14 protein-coding genes are annotated in these 14,939 nt (G+C 68.5%); 7 read left to right on the forward strand and 7 right to left on the reverse strand.

Features of this window, described 5'->3' with window-relative positions:
* From AC1DF3_RS04560 to AC1DF3_RS04570, 3 genes are all read left to right on the forward strand, one after another.
* Positions 1-1,809 (forward strand): cytochrome c biogenesis protein DipZ, encoded by a 1,809-nt coding sequence (locus AC1DF3_RS04560; protein WP_478138949.1) that lies wholly within the window; start codon positions 1-3, stop codon positions 1,807-1,809.
* A 150-nt stretch (positions 1,810-1,959) separates the two neighbouring features.
* The gene (locus tag AC1DF3_RS04565; RefSeq protein WP_478138950.1) at positions 1,960-4,362 is read left to right on the forward strand and encodes an arylsulfatase; all 2,403 of its coding nucleotides are present in this window, start codon (positions 1,960-1,962) and stop codon (positions 4,360-4,362) included.
* Between the two features lie 21 nt (positions 4,363-4,383).
* Positions 4,384-4,995 (forward strand): DUF938 domain-containing protein, encoded by a 612-nt coding sequence (locus tag AC1DF3_RS04570; RefSeq protein WP_478138951.1) that lies wholly within the window; start codon positions 4,384-4,386, stop codon positions 4,993-4,995.
* A 39-nt stretch (positions 4,996-5,034) separates the two neighbouring features.
* Here the strand turns inward: AC1DF3_RS04570 and AC1DF3_RS04575 are convergent, their stop codons facing one another.
* From AC1DF3_RS04575 to AC1DF3_RS04585, 3 genes are read right to left on the reverse strand one after another with little or no spacing between them, the layout of a single operon-like run.
* Positions 5,035-6,000, reverse strand: a complete 966-nt coding sequence (locus tag AC1DF3_RS04575) for a Bug family tripartite tricarboxylate transporter substrate binding protein (protein ID WP_478138952.1) — start codon at positions 5,998-6,000, stop codon at positions 5,035-5,037.
* A 26-nt stretch (positions 6,001-6,026) separates the two neighbouring features.
* A complete protein-coding gene (locus tag AC1DF3_RS04580; RefSeq protein WP_286530592.1) occupies positions 6,027-7,085 on the reverse strand; it encodes a beta-keto acid cleavage family enzyme in 1,059 nt (352 codons plus the stop codon).
* A 25-nt stretch (positions 7,086-7,110) separates the two neighbouring features.
* A complete protein-coding gene (locus AC1DF3_RS04585; protein ID WP_478138953.1) occupies positions 7,111-7,959 on the reverse strand; it encodes a TauD/TfdA dioxygenase family protein in 849 nt (282 codons plus the stop codon).
* A 143-nt stretch (positions 7,960-8,102) separates the two neighbouring features.
* On the opposite strand from AC1DF3_RS04585, the gene AC1DF3_RS04590 reads away from it, so the two are divergent.
* The 3 genes from AC1DF3_RS04590 (at position 8,103) to AC1DF3_RS04600 (ending at position 11,866) form a co-directional block, all read left to right on the forward strand.
* Positions 8,103-9,101, forward strand: a complete 999-nt coding sequence (locus AC1DF3_RS04590; RefSeq protein WP_286530590.1) for an AraC family transcriptional regulator — start codon at positions 8,103-8,105, stop codon at positions 9,099-9,101.
* Entirely contained in the window at positions 9,101-10,702 is a 1,602-nt protein-coding gene (locus AC1DF3_RS04595; RefSeq protein WP_478139115.1) for a SulP family inorganic anion transporter, read from the forward strand. The genes AC1DF3_RS04590 and AC1DF3_RS04595 overlap by 1 nt, the downstream gene beginning before the upstream one ends.
* Positions 10,703-10,789: 87 nt before the next feature.
* Complete coding sequence (locus AC1DF3_RS04600) at positions 10,790-11,866, forward strand: alpha/beta fold hydrolase (RefSeq protein ID WP_478138954.1); 1,077 nt, start codon at positions 10,790-10,792, stop codon at positions 11,864-11,866.
* Positions 11,867-11,870: 4 nt separating this feature from the next.
* On the opposite strand, the gene AC1DF3_RS04605 is transcribed toward AC1DF3_RS04600, so the two are convergent.
* The 4 genes from AC1DF3_RS04605 to modA are packed head-to-tail and all read right to left on the reverse strand — an operon-like array spanning position 11,871 to position 14,174.
* Positions 11,871-12,005, reverse strand: a complete 135-nt coding sequence (locus AC1DF3_RS04605; RefSeq protein WP_286530587.1) for a hypothetical protein — start codon at positions 12,003-12,005, stop codon at positions 11,871-11,873.
* 35 nt (positions 12,006-12,040) lie between these two features.
* A complete protein-coding gene (locus tag AC1DF3_RS04610) occupies positions 12,041-12,730 on the reverse strand; it encodes a sulfate/molybdate ABC transporter ATP-binding protein (protein ID WP_478138955.1) in 690 nt (229 codons plus the stop codon).
* Position 12,731: 1 nt separating this feature from the next.
* On the reverse strand, positions 12,732-13,394 hold the full coding sequence (gene modB, locus AC1DF3_RS04615) for a molybdate ABC transporter permease subunit (protein WP_286530585.1): 663 nt from the start codon (positions 13,392-13,394) through the stop codon (positions 12,732-12,734).
* 18 nt (positions 13,395-13,412) lie between these two features.
* Complete coding sequence (modA, locus tag AC1DF3_RS04620; RefSeq protein ID WP_478138956.1) at positions 13,413-14,174, reverse strand: molybdate ABC transporter substrate-binding protein; 762 nt, start codon at positions 14,172-14,174, stop codon at positions 13,413-13,415.
* Positions 14,175-14,324: 150 nt separating this feature from the next.
* Between modA and AC1DF3_RS04625 the strand changes: the two genes are divergently transcribed.
* Positions 14,325-14,933, forward strand: a complete 609-nt coding sequence (locus AC1DF3_RS04625; protein ID WP_478138957.1) for a lipid-binding SYLF domain-containing protein — start codon at positions 14,325-14,327, stop codon at positions 14,931-14,933.
* Positions 14,934-14,939: the final 6 nt, after the last annotated feature.

Here is a 14,939-nt window from a genome sequence, read left to right on the forward strand (position 1 = left end):
ATGTTGATCCTTCTCATCGCCTATCTGGGCGGGGTGCTCACGATCCTGAGCCCTTGCATCCTCCCGGTGCTGCCCTTCGTATTCGCACGGGCCGACCGGCCATTCCGTTCGCACGGCCTGCCGATGCTGACCGGCATGGCCATCGCCTTCGCGGCCATCGCAACGCTGGCGGCGGTGGGCGGCGGCTGGGTGGTCACGCTCAACGAATACGGGCGCTATGCGGCGATGGCGATGCTCGCGCTCTTCGGCGCGACGCTGTTGGTCCCGAGCCTGGCCGAGCGCCTGAGCCGCCCCCTGGTGGCGCTGGGGCTGCGGCTGGCCGAATCGCAGCACGACGGCCCGACGGCCAAGACCTCGGTGTTCTCGGCGCTGCTGCTGGGCGTCGGCACCGGGCTGTTGTGGGCGCCGTGCGCGGGGCCGATCCTGGGGCTCATTCTGACCGGCGCAGCGCTCAACGGTGCCAGCGTCGGGGCCTCGCTGTTGCTGCTGGCCTATGCGGCCGGGGCCAGCACCTCGCTGGCCGCGGCGCTGCTGTTCGGTGGCCGCTTGATCTCGGTCATGAAGCGTTCGCTGCACACGGGCGAATGGCTGCGCCGCACGGCCGGTGCGGCCGTGCTGGTGGGCGTGGGCGCGATCGCGCTGGGGCTGGACACCGGCCTGCTCGCCCGGCTCTCGGTCGGCACCACATCGGCACTGGAGCAGGCATTGCTGGAGAAGATCGGCATGCCGAAGCTGCAGCCGACACCCGCCGAGACAAGCGCCCGGCAGGAAGACGAAGACGCGGGCCTGGTGCGCACGGCCGCTGCGACGCCCGAGCCCTCGATAGCGCCGCTGCGCCGGCTGGGTGTGGAGGGCGACTTCCCGTCGCTGGCCGGTGCGGCCGAATGGATCAATTCGCCACCGCTGACCCCCGAGTCGCTGCGCGGCAAGGTGGTGCTGGTCGACTTCTGGACCTATTCGTGCATCAACTGCCTGCGCACGCTGCCCTACCTTCGTGCCTGGGCGCAGAAGTACAAGGAAGCGGGCCTCGTCGTCGTCGGCGTGCATTCGCCCGAGTTCGCCTTTGAGAAGCGCGCTGCCAATGTGCGCACGGCGACCCGGGATCTGGGCATCGACTTCCCGGTGGCGTTGGACAACGATTTCAAGATCTGGCGTCGCTTCGACAACCAGTCCTGGCCGGCGTTCTATTTCATCGATGCCGAGGGCCGCATCCGGCATCACCAGTTCGGCGAGGGCGGCTACCAGAAGGCCGAGCAGATCATCCGGCAGTTGCTGGGCGAAGCGGGGCAGCGCGACCTGCCGTCCGATGGGGTCGTGCCGAAGGGGCAGGGCACCCAGGCGGCCCCCGGCCCGGAGCTCGCCATGTCGAACGAGACCTATGTGGGCACCGCGCGTGCGAGCGGCTTTGCATCGCCTGGCGGCTTCGCGGGCGGTCGCGCGCATGGCTACCAGATTCCCGCCTCCCTGCGCACCAACCAGTGGGCGCTGGCCGGCGACTGGACCGTCGAGCCCGAGCGCGCCGTGTCCAACGGCGCGAACGGCCGCATCGCCTACCGCTTCCAGGCGCGCGACCTGCACCTGGTGCTCGGCCCCGCCGCCGATGGCAAGCCGGTGCGCTTCCGGGTGCGGGTCGATGGCAAGGCGCCGCTCGGAGACCACGGGGCGGACACCGACGAACAGGGCTATGGGACCATCGAGGCCCAGAAGCTCTATCAGCTGGTGCGCCAGCAGAAAGCCGGGAGCGATCGATTGTTCGAGATCGAGTTTCTCGACGGTGGGGCCCAGGCCTACGCGTTCACTTTCGGCTGAAGCCGTCGGCGTCCGCGATGCGGCCGGAATTTCCTGTGGCGGGCGGGACGGGTTTCGCGTACGCTTTCGCCTCCACCCGAAAGCGGAGGCGCCAGGGGCGGGCGCGTCCGGATGTGAAAACGCTCCATCGAATCCATCGAGGAGAAGGTCGTGAGCACTCAAGCCAAGCCGAACAAGCAGGATTTGGATGAAGCGCGAATTCGTACGCATCTGCCGATGCGCAACACGTCCAGGCCCGGCCTGATCACCTACGACGCGCGCGACCCCGACACCCGCTTTCCGCCGATCGATCAACTGCGCCCACCCCGGGGCGCGCCCAACGTGCTGATCATCCTGATCGACGATGCCGGCTTCGGCTCGTCCAGTGCCTTCGGCGGCCCTTGCCAGACGCCGAATGCCGAAAAGCTGGCCGCCGCCGGCCTGAAGTTCAATCGCTTCCACACCACCGCGCTGTGTTCGCCCACGCGACAGGCCTTGCTGACCGGGCGCAACCACCACTCCTGCGGCATGGGCGGCATCACCGAAATCGCCACCGGGGCCCCGGGCTACAGCTCGGTGCTTCCCAACTCCATGTCCCCCCTGGCCCGTACGCTCAAGCTCAACGGCTACTCGACGGCGCAGTTCGGCAAATGCCATGAGGTGCCGGTGTGGGAGACGAGTTCGGTCGGCCCGTTCGACGCCTGGCCCACCGGCGGTGGCGGCTTCGAGTATTTCTACGGATTCGTCGGCGGCGAAGCCAACCAGTGGTATCCGAGCCTGTATGAAGGCACCAATCCGGTCGAGCCGAAGAAGACCCCCGAGGAGGGCTATCACCTGATGGAGGACATGACCGACAAGGCCATGTCATGGATCGGGCAGCAGAAGGCGCTGGCGCCCGACAAGCCGTTCTTCGCCTACTTCGCGCCCGGCGCCACGCACGCACCCCATCACGTACCCAAGGAGTGGGCCGACAAGTACAAGGGCAAGTTCGACCAGGGGTGGGACCGGCTGCGCGAGGAAACCATTGCCCGGCAGAAAGCCCTGGGCGTGATCCCGGCCGATTGCGAACTCACTGCACGGCACGAGGAAATCCCCGCATGGGACGCGATGCCGGAAGCGCTCAAGCCGATCCTGCGCCGTCAGATGGAGGTCTATGCAGGCTTCATGGAGTTCACCGACCATCATGTGGGCCGCCTGCTCGACAGCCTCGAGAGGCTCGGCATCCTCGACGACACGCTCGTCTACTACATCGTCGGCGACAACGGGGCCTCCGCCGAGGGCACCTTGAACGGTGCCTACAACGAGATGGCCAACTTCAACGGACTGGCCGCACTCGAAACGCCCGAGTTCCTGATGGCCCGCTACGACAAGCTGGGTGGCCCGGAGTCGTACAACCACTATGCCGTGGGCTGGGCCCACGCGATGAACACGCCCTACCAATGGACCAAGCAGGTGGCGTCCCACTGGGGCGGCACACGCAACGGGACGATCGTCCATTGGCCGAAGGGCATCCAGGCCAAGGGCGAGCTGCGCTCGCAGTTCCACCACGTGATCGACATCGCGCCGACGATCCTCGAGGCGGCAGGCCTGCCCGAGCCGGTCGAGGTCAACGGCGTGCCGCAAGACCCGCTCGAGGGCGTCAGCATGCTGTACACCTTCAACGACGCGAATGCGGCGGAGCGGCACGAGACGCAGTACTTCGAGATGTTCGGCAACCGGGGCATCTATCACAAGGGCTGGACGGCCGTCACCAAGCACGGGACGCCGTGGGTCCTCGTGGGTCGCAAGACCGTGCCGCTCGACGACGACGTCTGGGAGCTCTACGACACGACCAAGGACTGGAGCCAGGCCCGCGACCTGTCCAAGCAGATGCCCGGCAAGCTGCACGATCTGCAGCGCCTGTGGCTGATCGAGGCATCGCGCTACAAGGTGTTGCCCATCGACGACCGGGTGGTCGAAAAGATGAATCCCGACACCGCCGGCCGGCCCGTCCTGATCAGGGGAAAGACGCAGCTGCTGTTCGGCGGCATGAGCCGGCTGTCGGAGAACTGCGTGCTCAACCTCAAGAACAAGTCCCACTCGGTCACCGCCCAGATCGAGGTCCCTGACTCCGGCGCGCGCGGCGTGATCATCGCCCAGGGCGCGAACATCGGCGGCTGGAGCCTCTACGCGCATCAGGGCAAGCTCAAGTATTGCTACAACGTGGCGGGGGTGAACCACTATTTCGTGGAGTCCGCGCAGCCGCTGCCTTCCGGCGAGCATCAGGTGCGCATGGAGTTCGCCTACGCCGGCGGCGGTCTCGGCAAGGGCGGTGAGGTGAGCTTGTTCGTCGACGGCCAGAAGGTCGGCGAGGGTTCCCTTCCGATGACCCAGGCGATGATCTTCTCGGCGGACGACGGCTGCGATGTGGGCGAAGACAGCGGCGCGCCGGTGTCCCCCGACTACGGACCGAAGGACAACGCGTTCAACGGGCGCGTCAAGGGCGTGCAGCTCGCCATCGCCGATGCCGCGGAGAGCGTGGACCATCTGATCGCGCCGGAGGATGCCCTGCACATGGCGATGGCCCGGCAATAGATGGCCGATCGCCCGACCAGGATGTCAGACCTTCCCAGCAGCCCGGCCGCCGACCGCAACAAGCAGCCCATCCTCGACGTCTTGCGCCGCGTCCTCGGCGAGCGCGGTGCCGCCCTCGAGATCGCCTCCGGCACCGGCCAGCATGCCGCGTGGTTCGCCGCGGCACTCGGCCAATGGGATTGGCAGCCCAGCGACGCGGACGCGGCGATGCTGCCCGCGATCGCCGAGCGGGTGGCCCGGTCGGGGCTGGCCAACCTCAGGCCGCCGCTGCTGCTGGACGTGATGTCGCCCCGATGGCTGCCGCGGGACGATGCGGGCCAGCGCTTCGACGTCATCTACTGCGCCAACATGCTGCACATCGCGCCGGCTGCGGCGTGCGCCGCCCTCATGGCAGGCGCCGCGCGGCACCTGGTGGCGGGCGGACTGCTGATCACCTACGGCCCCTATTTCGAAGCGGATGTTCCGCCGGCGCCGAGCAACCTGGCCTTCGATCAGAGCCTGCGGGCCCGCGACCCCGCCTGGGGCATCCGCCACCTGGACGAGGTGGCGGCAGAGGCGCGCCGGGCCGGGCTGGCCCTGCGTGAGCGCCATGACATGCCCGCGAACAACTTGCTGCTGGTCTTCGGCGCCTGACGGGCGAGGAGGGTCGAACAGGCGCCACGCCCTTCCGAGTCAGTTCAACTTGATGCCGAAGGCCTTCACGATCTCCCCGTTGCGCTCGTATTCCGTGCGCACGTCCTCGGCGGCCTGCTCCAGCGTGCGCGATTCCGTGATGGGCTCGAAGCCGGTGCTGGCGTAGCGCGCCCGCACGACGGGCGAGGCGTTGATCTTGGTGAGTGTCGCGTGGATTTTGGCCAGCAGCGCCGGGGGCGTCTGCGACGAGGCGAACACGCCGCTCCAGTTGCTGAAGTTCACCTCCGGGTAGCCGAGCTCCGCCATGGTGGGCACGTTCGGGTATTCGGGCATGCGGCTCTTGTAGGCCACGGCCAGCAGCTTGACCTTGCCCGCCGCGATCATCGGCTTGGAGGTGACCGAGCCATCGAACATCAGCGGGATCTGGTTGCCCATGACCTGGGCCAGCGCAGGGGCCGAGCCGGCGAACGCCACGTGCTCCATGTCCAGCCCGGCCTTCCTGTTCAGGATGGCGCTGGCGTACTGCGACGAGGTGCCGGGGCTGTAGGAGGCCACCGAAACCTTGCCGGGGTTGGCCTTCACGTAGGCGATGGCTTCCTTCGCGTCATTGGCCGGGAACTGCGGCGCGGCAATGAACAGCATGTAGGAGCGCGCCATCTCCGCGATGGGCTTCACATCCTTGAGCGGGTCGAAGCCGCTCTTGACCACGTGCGGCGATTCGGTCAGCACGTTGGTCACGCTGACCAGCAGCACCTGGCCGTCGGCAGGCTGCGAGAGCATGTACTTGATGGCCACCGCGCCGCCCGCGCCCGGCTTGTTTTCAACGATCACGGGCTGGTTGATCTCTTGCGAGAGCTGGTCGCTGATGATGCGGGCGAACACATCGATGGTGCCGCCCGGCGGGGCGGGCACCACGAGCTTGACGGGCTTGTCGGTGAAGGCCATCGCGGCGCTCGTGCACAAGAGGGCAGCGGCGGCGACAACAAGGGAAAAACGGGGTTGCATGGGGTTGTCTCCTAGGGATGTATTTCTTATGCGGCCTTGCGCAGGAAGCCCTGCTGGCGGCCAGGGGCGTTGGGTGCGAAGCCGTTGGCGGCCAGCGCTTCTTCCGCCGTGTCGTAGAACACGCCGATACGGCAGATCTCGCGCGCCTGCTTCGCCGTCGCGATCGGGCGGCCCAGCTCACCCGAGATGCGCACCAGCTGCTCGATCTGCTTGGCGGTGCCGATCTTGGCGGTGCGGGTCTGGTTCCACAGGTTGTCTTCGGTGCCGGTGCGCACGTGCAGCCCCGCGGCGATGCCCCACATGTTCACGGGCAGCGTGTTGAGCACCGAGCTTTCGACCGTCAGCACCGCGCCATCGGGCACGCCGCGCACGAAGTTGGCCAGGGTGTAGAGGTTGGGCGAATCCATGCCGCCGCCGATGGCCACCCAGTTCAGCACCAGCGGGCCCTTGTAGACGCCGCGGCGGATCAGGCGCTCCACGGATTCGAGGCTGTTCTGGTTGTAGCACTGGAACTCGCTCTGGATGCCCGCGGCGGTGAGGCGGCGGATGTGCTCCTCGGCCCAGCCGGGCTGCGCGGGCACGGTCATTTCCTTGTAGGCGTTGAAGACCACCGGGTCTTCCAGCGAGCTGCCTTGCACGTCGCGGTGGTCGAACTGCTCCAGGAAGTTCATCTGCGCGGTATTGATGGTCACCGTCACCTGGTCGGGCTTGGGGTCCAGTTCGGCCAGCATGTGCCGCGTGTCGTCGCTGAGCCACTTGGCCGCTGCGCCATCCGTCTCGGGGGCGAAGCTGATCGAGCCGCCGACCTGGATGATCATGTCCGGCACGCGGGCGCGCACGCCGGCGATCAGTTCGTTGAACTTGGACAGCCGCTTGCTGCCCTTGCCGTCCAGTTCGCGCACGTGCAGGTGCAGCACCGTGGCGCCGGCGTCGTAGCAGTCCACCGCCATCTGGATCTGTTCTTCCATCGTCACCGCGATTTCGCCGGGGAAATCCGAGGGCACGTAGGAAGGCGCATAGGGCGCGGCGGTGATGATCAGGGGTTGCATGTTCTCGGGGAACAGGTGGCCGTCGAGGAAGTTCATGGTGGTTTCTCCTTGGGGGTAGGGGTCAGGCGGTGGGGGTGCCGATGATTCCGGCGCGTTCCATCCGGCGATGGCAGGGGGCGTAGTCCATCACCGCGTAGTGCTGCGTGGCGCGGTTGTCCCAGATGGCGACATCGTTGGGCTTCCAGCGCCAGCGCACCTGGTACTCCGGAATCGCGGCCTGGCTGATGAGGTACTGGAGCAGCTGCGCCGAGCCCGGCGCGAAATCCTGTCCGACGCGCACATTGGCGGCGGTGTGGAAGTTGGTGAAGTGCGTGGCGAAGCCGCACACGAACAGCACTTTCTCGCCGGTCTCGGGGTGGGTGCGCACCACGGGATGCTCGGCGTCGGGGTACTGGGCGCGCAGCGCGTGGCGCTTCTCGATCGGCATCGCCGCGCCGAAGGTGCATTCGATGCTGTGGCGCGCGCGCAGCGGGGCGATCAGGTCCTTGATGTGCGCAGGCAGCTTCTCGTAGGCCAGCGCCATGTTGGTCCACATGGTGTCCCCGCCCACCGGCGGGCACTCGATGCAGCGCAGCACCGCGCCCATGGACGGGGCCTCGCGCCAGGTGCCGTCGGCGTGCCAGGAATTCTCGTAGCGTTCGGCCGGGCTCTCGGGCGACTTGTAGATGCGCACCAGGCCGGGGTGGTCGGGATCGCTGCCGACGACGGGGTGGTCTTCCAGCTCGCCGAAGCGGCGCGCGAAGGCCACGTGGTCGGCGCGGGCGATATCCTGGCCGCGCAGGAACGCCACCTTGTGCGCCAGCAGCGCGGCCCTGATCTCGGCAAACAGGCCGGCGTCATGGGCCGCGTCGGCCAGGCTGACACCTGAGACTTCTGCGCCAATGGCGCCAGTCAGTGGTTCGATACGCATCGTTGTCTCCATCGGGAGGATCGGGATTGGATCTGTCGTCCAGTGGGCGCAACTGTAGGAACGAGCGGGCTTCCACGCTTTGCATTTCGTGCCACCGGCTGTACTCTTCGTGCCAGTTCGGGTTTCCCCAGGAGGGGCCGCAGATGGTGACTTTGGTGCGAGCAGCGGCCCTGACCGGCTTTGCCGAGGTCATGCACGCCCTGGGCGGCGACGCCGACCGGGCCCTGCGCCGCGCCGGCCTGCGGCGAGCGCTGGTTCGCGAGCCGGACCAGCTCATCGAGGCCGCGGTGGCCGCGCAACTGGTGGAGGACGCCGCCGCGGCCACGCAGTGCGACACCTTCGGCCTGCGCATGGCCGAATCGCGCCAGTTGTCGCACTTCGGCGTGCTGAGCCTGCTGTTGCTGCACCAGGCCACCTTGCGCCAGGCGCTGGCCACGCTGATCGCCTACTCGCACCTGCTCAACGAGTCGCTCGCCATCCAGATGGAAGATGCCGGCAGCATGGTCATCCTGCGCGAAGACATCGTGGCCGCGGGGCCCATGCCGCAGTCGGTGGACCTGGCGATCGGCGTGCTCTACCGCACCTGCGCGGCCTTGCTGCACGAGCGCTGGCGGCCTCAACGCGTGTGTTTCGGCCACTCGGCCCCGAAGGATCTGGCCGTGCACAAGCGGTTGTTCGCCTGCCGCGTGGAGTTCGACGCGGAGTTCAACGGCATCGTCTGCAAGGCGGCCGACCTGAACGAGCCCAACCTGCTGGCCGACCCCGCGCTGGCGCGCTACGCCCAGACGCTGGTGGACACCCAGTTCGGCAACCGCGACGCCAGCACCGCCCAACAGGTGCGCCGCGCCATCTACCTGCTGCTGCCCTCGGGTCGCGCCACTTGCGCCGGCGTGGCGCAGGGGCTGGGCCGCAGCATGCGCACCCTGCAACGCACGCTGGACGCCGAGGGACTGTCGTTCACGGCACTGCTCGACCAGGTGCGCCGCGAGCTCGCGCAACGCTACCTGGCCAACCCGCGCTACGACATGGGTCAGATCGCCGTCATGCTGGGCTACGGCAGCCACAGCGCCTTCTCGCGCTGGTTCGGCGCCCAGTTCGGCTGCGCGCCGCAGGCGTGGCGCAACAGGCACCGCAGGCCATGATGAAGGCACCCACCCGCCTCGCCGACCTGGTGGCCGGCACTTCGATCGCCGGCCTGCTGCTGCCCGAGGCCGTGGCCTACTCGGGCCTGGCCGGGCTGCCGCCGCAGGCGGGCGTGATCGCGCTGCTGGTGGGCCTGTTCGTCTACGCGCTGCTCGGCAGCAGCCGCTTCGCGATCGTGTCGGCCACCTCGTCCTCGGCCACCGTGCTGCTGGCGGCCACCAATTCCATGGGCGCGGTGGATCCGGCGACCCGCGCCGCGCTCAGCGTCGGCGTCGTGCTGCTGGCCGGCGCGTTCTTCGTGGCGGCGGCGCTGGCGCAGCTGGGGGCGGTCTCGAGCCTGATCGCCAAGCCGGTGCTGCGCGGCTTCGCCCTCGGCCTGGCCTTGACGATCGTTGTCAAGCAGCTGCCCAAGGTGCTGGTGGTCCATCCGGGGCATGGCGATTTCTTCCCGCTGGTCGCGGAGCTGGCGGCGGGCTGGCGGCAGTGGAACCTGGCCGGCGCCGCGATGGCGGCCATCGCGCTGGTGCTGATGCGGGCGCTGGCGCGCTGGCGCGCCGTGCCGGCGGCGCTGCTCGTGATCGTCGCGGGCATCCTGCTCGACCGCGCCGGCTGGTGCCAGGCCTGGGGCGTGTCGCCGGTGGGGCCGATCGTGATCGGGCTCGGCGAGCCGGCACTTCCGACGCTGGACCGGGCGCACTGGCTGCGCCTGGGCGAGCTGGCCTTCGCCGTGGCGCTGATCCTCTATGCCGAATCCTATGGCTCGATCCGCACCTTCGCGCTGCGGCACGGCGACAACGTGTCGATCAACCGCGACCTGCTGGCGCTGGGCGTCGCCAACATCGGCGCCGGATTGCTGCAAGGGATGCCGGTGGGCGCCGGCTATTCGGCGACCTCGGCCAACGAGTCCTCCGGGGCGCAGAGCCGTGCGGCCGGCGCCATCGCCGGATTGGTGGTGCTGCTCGCGGTGTTGACCCTGCTGCCATGGATCGCGCACATTCCCGAGCCGCTGCTGGCCGCGATCGTGATCCACGCCGTCAGCCACAGCCTGAGCCCGACCGTGCTCAAGCCGTATTTCAGGTGGCGGCGCGACCGGCTGATCTCGATCGTGGCGGTGGTCGCGGTGCTGCTGCTCGGCGTGCTCGACGGCTTGCTGGCCGCCATCGGCGTGAGCCTGCTGCTGCTGCTGCGGGGCTTCGCCCGCACGACGGTCAGCTGGCTCGGCCGGCTCGGCCAGAGCCACGACTACGTCGACACGGCGCGCCATCCCGAGGCGGTGGTGCCGCCCGCCACCTTGATCGCGCGGCCGGAGGTGCCGCTCTTCTTCGGCAACGCCGAGGCGGTGTTCGCGAGCATCCGCAACCGCATCGACGCCACGCCCGGCCTGCAACGCTTCGTGCTGAGCCTGGAGGAGTCGCCCGACCTGGACGCCACCACCATCGAGGCCCTGTGCGACTTCGCCGCCTTCGTCCGCGCGCGCCGGGCCGAGCTGGTGCTGGCGCGCGTCAAGGACCGGGTGCGCGACCTGCTTGCGCAGGTGGGTTCGCCGGACCTTCCGGCGGCGGTCTATGCGAACTGGAGCGTCGACGACGCGGTGCACTGAGGCATCGGGCCCGATGCCGTTGGCAAGCCGCGGCTTTGCGAATAGGCTCGCCGCCGGACCAGACACAACCAGAACGGAGACATTCGCATGGCACTCTTCAGAACGCTGCGTGGCATCGCAGGCGGCTTGCTGCTCACCCTGGCCGGGCTCGCGACCGCGCTGGCGGCGGACCCGCCCGCAACCCGGGAGGGCGACTGGGTCGCGCGCGACTTCCGCTTCCACACCGGCGAGGTCATGCCGGCCCTGAAGCTGCACTACACGACGATCGGCTCGCCGTCGAACGAAGCGGTGCTGATCCTGCACGGCACCGCCGGCAATGGTGCGAGCATGTTGTCGGCCGCCTTCGGCGGCGAGCTCTTCGGCCCGGGCCAGCCGTTGGACGCGAGCAAATACTTCATCATCCTGCCGGACGGCCTCGGTCACGGAAAGTCGTCCAAGCCCTCCGACGGGCTGCGCGCGAAGTTCCCGCAGTACGACTACGACGACATGGTGCTCGCGCAATACCGGCTGGTGACCGAGGGCCTGGGCATTCGCCACCTGCGGCTGGTGCTGGGCAACTCGATGGGGGGCATGCAGACCTGGATCTGGGGCGTCCGGTATCCCGACTTCATGGACGCGCTGGTGCCCATGGCGTCCCAGCCCACGGCCATGGCCAGCCGCAACTGGATGATGCGGCGGCTGATCATCGACAGCGTCCGCAACGACCCGGCATGGAACGGCGGCAACTACACGGTCCAGCCGACGGCGCTGAAGACCGCCAACGCCTTCTTCGGCATCGCCACCAGCGGCGGCTCGCAGGCCTACCAGAAGCTGGCCCCGACCCGGGAGGCGGCCGACAAGCTGCTCGATGGCCGGCTGGCCGCTCCCTTCACGGCCGATGCGAACGACTTTCTCTACCAGTGGGAGTCCTCGGGCGACTACGACCCTTCGGCCGGCCTCGAACGCATCCGGGCGCCGCTGCTGGCCATCAATTCGGCGGACGACGAACGCAATCCGCCGGAGCTGGGCATCATGGAGCGCGAGCTCAAGCGGGTGAAGAATGCCCGCCTGTTCCTCATACCCGCCAGCGAGGACACCCGGGGCCATGGCACCACCGGCATGGCGAAGTTGTGGAAGGCGGAACTCAAGCAGCTCCTCGACGCCGCGCCAGCCAGGCGAGATTGAGCCGTCAGTTCAGCGGGCGCACCTCGATGCGCTTCAGATTGCGCACGTGCCGAGGGCCGGTCTTCAGGTCGGCCGCGGAGATGAGCGCGATGCGAGCCTCGCGCTCGTCGAGCGGTTGGCCGTCGCGCTCGAACAGCACCAGGACGCCTTCGCGCCCATCGGATCAGCGGCATGTCAAACGGCTCCTGGAAGGGGGTCGCAATCGACGATTCGACCGTTGTCGATACAGATCATGTCCTGCGCCAGCGCTTCCACGTCCTGCGGATCGTGCGTCACCAGCAGCGTCGGCACCTGCACGCGCTCGAGCATCTCGGCCAGCTCGTGTCGAAGCCGCTTGCGCAACGGCGAATCCAGCGCCGACAGCGGCTCGTCCAGCAGGAGCAGGCGGGGCTCGATGGCGAGCGCCCGGGCCAGCGCCACGCGCTGCCGCTGGCCGCCGGACAGGTTGCGCGGCAGCGCGCCGCGCAGGCTCGCGAGATCGAACTGCCGGATCAGCGCGTCGACGCGCCGTGCGTGCCCGGCATCCACGCGCTGGCCGAGGCGGCGCAGGCCGAACTGCAGGTTCTGCTCCACCGTCATGTGCGGGAACAGCGCATAGTCCTGGAACACCACGCCCACCCGGCGCTCGCGTGCCGGCAGGTCGATGCCCCGCGGTGTGTCCAGCAGCGCCTGCCCGCCGACCCGCACCCGGCCGCGCGCCTGGGGCAGCAGGCCGGCGATGGCCTGCAGCACCGTCGACTTGCCGGAGCCCGATGGCCCGATCAATGCGGTGCGCCGCGACGCTGCGGTGAAATCGACGTTCAGTTCGAAGCTGCGGTCGGGCGAATGCAAGGTGAGCTGCAGCTGGACTTCGAGCGCGGCCATCTCAATGCCTCGCCTGCAGCAGCCGGCCCGAGGCCACGAGGACCCCGATACAGACCAGCGAGATCACCAGCGTCAGCCACAGGGCCTGGCGGTCGTTGCCCGCCTGGACCGCCTCGTAGACGGCGATCGACAGGGTCTGGGTCTTGCCGGGCAGGTTGCCGGCGATCATCAGCGTCGCGCCGAACTCGCCCATGGCGCGCGCGAAGGCCAGCATGACGCCGGCCGCGATGCCGCGGATGGCCAGCGGCAGCGACACCCGCAGGAAGACCTCGAGCTCGCCGGCGCCGAGGGTTCGCGCGGCATTGGCGAAACGGCCATCGACTTCCTCGAAGGCGGCCCGCGCGCCCTTGTAGACCAGCGGCAGCGAGACCACCGAGGCCGCGATCACCGCGCCCTGCCAGGTGAAGATCAGGTTGATGCCGAACCAGCGGTCGAGGTACTGGCCGAGGATGCCGTTGCGTCCGATCAGCACGATCAGGTAGTAGCCGATCACGGTCGGCGGCAGCACCATCGGCAGCATCAGCAGCGAGTCGACGACGCTGCGGCCGGGGAAGGGCCGGCGCGCCAGCCACCATCCCAGCGCGATGCCGATGGCCGCGGCGATCAAAGTGGCGAACAGTGCGACCTTGAGCGTCAGCCAGAGCGGGACGAACAAGGCGTGCATGTGCTGCCCGGCGCCGCGTCAGGGCTTCGAGAAGCCGTAGCGCTGGACGATCTCCTGGCCCGGCGCGCTGCGCACGAAGGCGATGAACTCGCCGGCCAGGGCGGCGTTCTTGCTGCTGGCGATCTGCGCGATCGGATAGGTCACGGACGTGATGGTCGGGATCGTCAGCACGATGCGGGTCTTCTCGGGCTCGATCAGCGCGTCGGTGCGGTAGACGAAACCGGCATCGACCTCGCCGCGGGCCACGTAGTTGAGCACCTGGCGCACGCTCTCGCCATAGATCCAGCGCGATTGCAGCGGCGCCGTGAGGCCGGCCTTGTCGATCGCCTCCATGGTGTAGCGCCCGACCGGGACGGTCGCCGGCGTGCCGGTCGAGATGCGCTGGAACGACGGGTTCGTCAGGTCCCCGAGCTGCTTCGGGGCCTGGGTCGAGGCCGCAGGCACGATCAGCACCAGCGTGTTGGCCGCGAAGTCGACCCGCGTCGCCGGCGCGATCAGGTTGGCGCTGGCCGCGCGGTTCATGGTCTCCTGGTCGGCCGACGCGAACACGTCGACCGGCGCGCCTTGCTGGATCTGGGCCAGCAACGGTCCCGATGCCGCGAAGTTGAAAGCGACTTTCGCGCCCGGCCGGGCTTGCTCGAAGGCCTTGCCGGCCGCCTGAAAGGCGTTCGTCAGGCTGGCAGCGGCGGAGACGATCAATTCCTGCGCGCTGCAAGCGGCGCTGCCCAGCAGCAGCGTCGCGACCAGGGCCGCGCTGCGGAGCCTCGGGAAAATCGTCATGGTCGGTTCCTCTCGATCGCTATTCAATTTGTGAATAGCGATGATAGCAAGCCATTCGTCCGGAGATGAAATGCCTCCCGCCCCATCCGCCGCCGCGGCACAATGGCACGCCCGAGCCGCCGCTTCTGGCTCGCTCCATAGGACTTCGACATGCACCGTCTTGCCTGGATGCTCTTCCTGCTGCCCGTCCTGCTGTCGGCCTGCGCCTCGGGAGGATCGTCTCAAGGTGCCAGTTCGGTGCAGCCCACCCTGCCGGCTGCCGAAGTCCCGAAAGCCAAGGCGGAGATCCTCGCCATGCGCGACCGGACGCTCGAAGAGCTCTTTGCGCAAAAGCCGGAGGCCCGCGACGAAGTGGCCAAGGCGGTCGGCTACGCGGTGTTCGACTCCTCGCAGATCAACGTCCTTCTCTTCGTCGGGGCGCGCGGCACCGGCGTGCTGGTCGACAACGCGACGCGGGCGAACACCTTCATGATCGCAACGCGCGCCGGTACCGGGCCGGGCATCGGCTACAAGGATTTCCGGCAGGTGATGGTGTTCAAGAACCGCGAGGTGTTCGACCAGTTCCGAAAGCTGGGCGCCGACGTCGCCGCATCGGCCGACGCCACCATGAAGCTGAACACAGCGGGCGCGTCGGCCGACATGTCGACCTCCTTCAACCCCTTCGTCTCCACCTACCAGTTCACCGACAAGGGCGTCCTGCTGCAGGCTAACTGGGGCGGCGCCGCCTTCGTGCCCTACGCGCAGTTGAATCAGCCCTAGCGCGGC

The organism is Variovorax sp. 10N432, from assembly GCF_056394465.1.

Coding starts and splice junctions, on each gene's coding strand:
- AC1DF3_RS04560 (WP_478138949.1), top strand. CDS start 1: ATGTTGATCCTTCTCATCGCCTATCTGGGCGGGGTGCTCACGATCCTG.
- AC1DF3_RS04570 (WP_478138951.1), top strand. CDS start 4,384: ATGTCAGACCTTCCCAGCAGCCCGGCCGCCGACCGCAACAAGCAGCCC.
- AC1DF3_RS04575 (WP_478138952.1), bottom strand. CDS start 6,000: ATGCAACCCCGTTTTTCCCTTGTTGTCGCCGCCGCTGCCCTCTTGTGC.
- AC1DF3_RS04580 (WP_286530592.1), bottom strand. CDS start 7,085: ATGAACTTCCTCGACGGCCACCTGTTCCCCGAGAACATGCAACCCCTG.
- AC1DF3_RS04585 (WP_478138953.1), bottom strand. CDS start 7,959: ATGCGTATCGAACCACTGACTGGCGCCATTGGCGCAGAAGTCTCAGGT.
- AC1DF3_RS04590 (WP_286530590.1), top strand. CDS start 8,103: ATGGTGACTTTGGTGCGAGCAGCGGCCCTGACCGGCTTTGCCGAGGTC.
- AC1DF3_RS04595 (WP_478139115.1), top strand. CDS start 9,101: ATGAAGGCACCCACCCGCCTCGCCGACCTGGTGGCCGGCACTTCGATC.
- AC1DF3_RS04600 (WP_478138954.1), top strand. CDS start 10,790: ATGGCACTCTTCAGAACGCTGCGTGGCATCGCAGGCGGCTTGCTGCTC.
- AC1DF3_RS04610 (WP_478138955.1), bottom strand. CDS start 12,730: ATGGCCGCGCTCGAAGTCCAGCTGCAGCTCACCTTGCATTCGCCCGAC.
- modB (WP_286530585.1), bottom strand. CDS start 13,394: ATGCACGCCTTGTTCGTCCCGCTCTGGCTGACGCTCAAGGTCGCACTG.
- modA (WP_478138956.1), bottom strand. CDS start 14,174: ATGACGATTTTCCCGAGGCTCCGCAGCGCGGCCCTGGTCGCGACGCTG.
- AC1DF3_RS04625 (WP_478138957.1), top strand. CDS start 14,325: ATGCACCGTCTTGCCTGGATGCTCTTCCTGCTGCCCGTCCTGCTGTCG.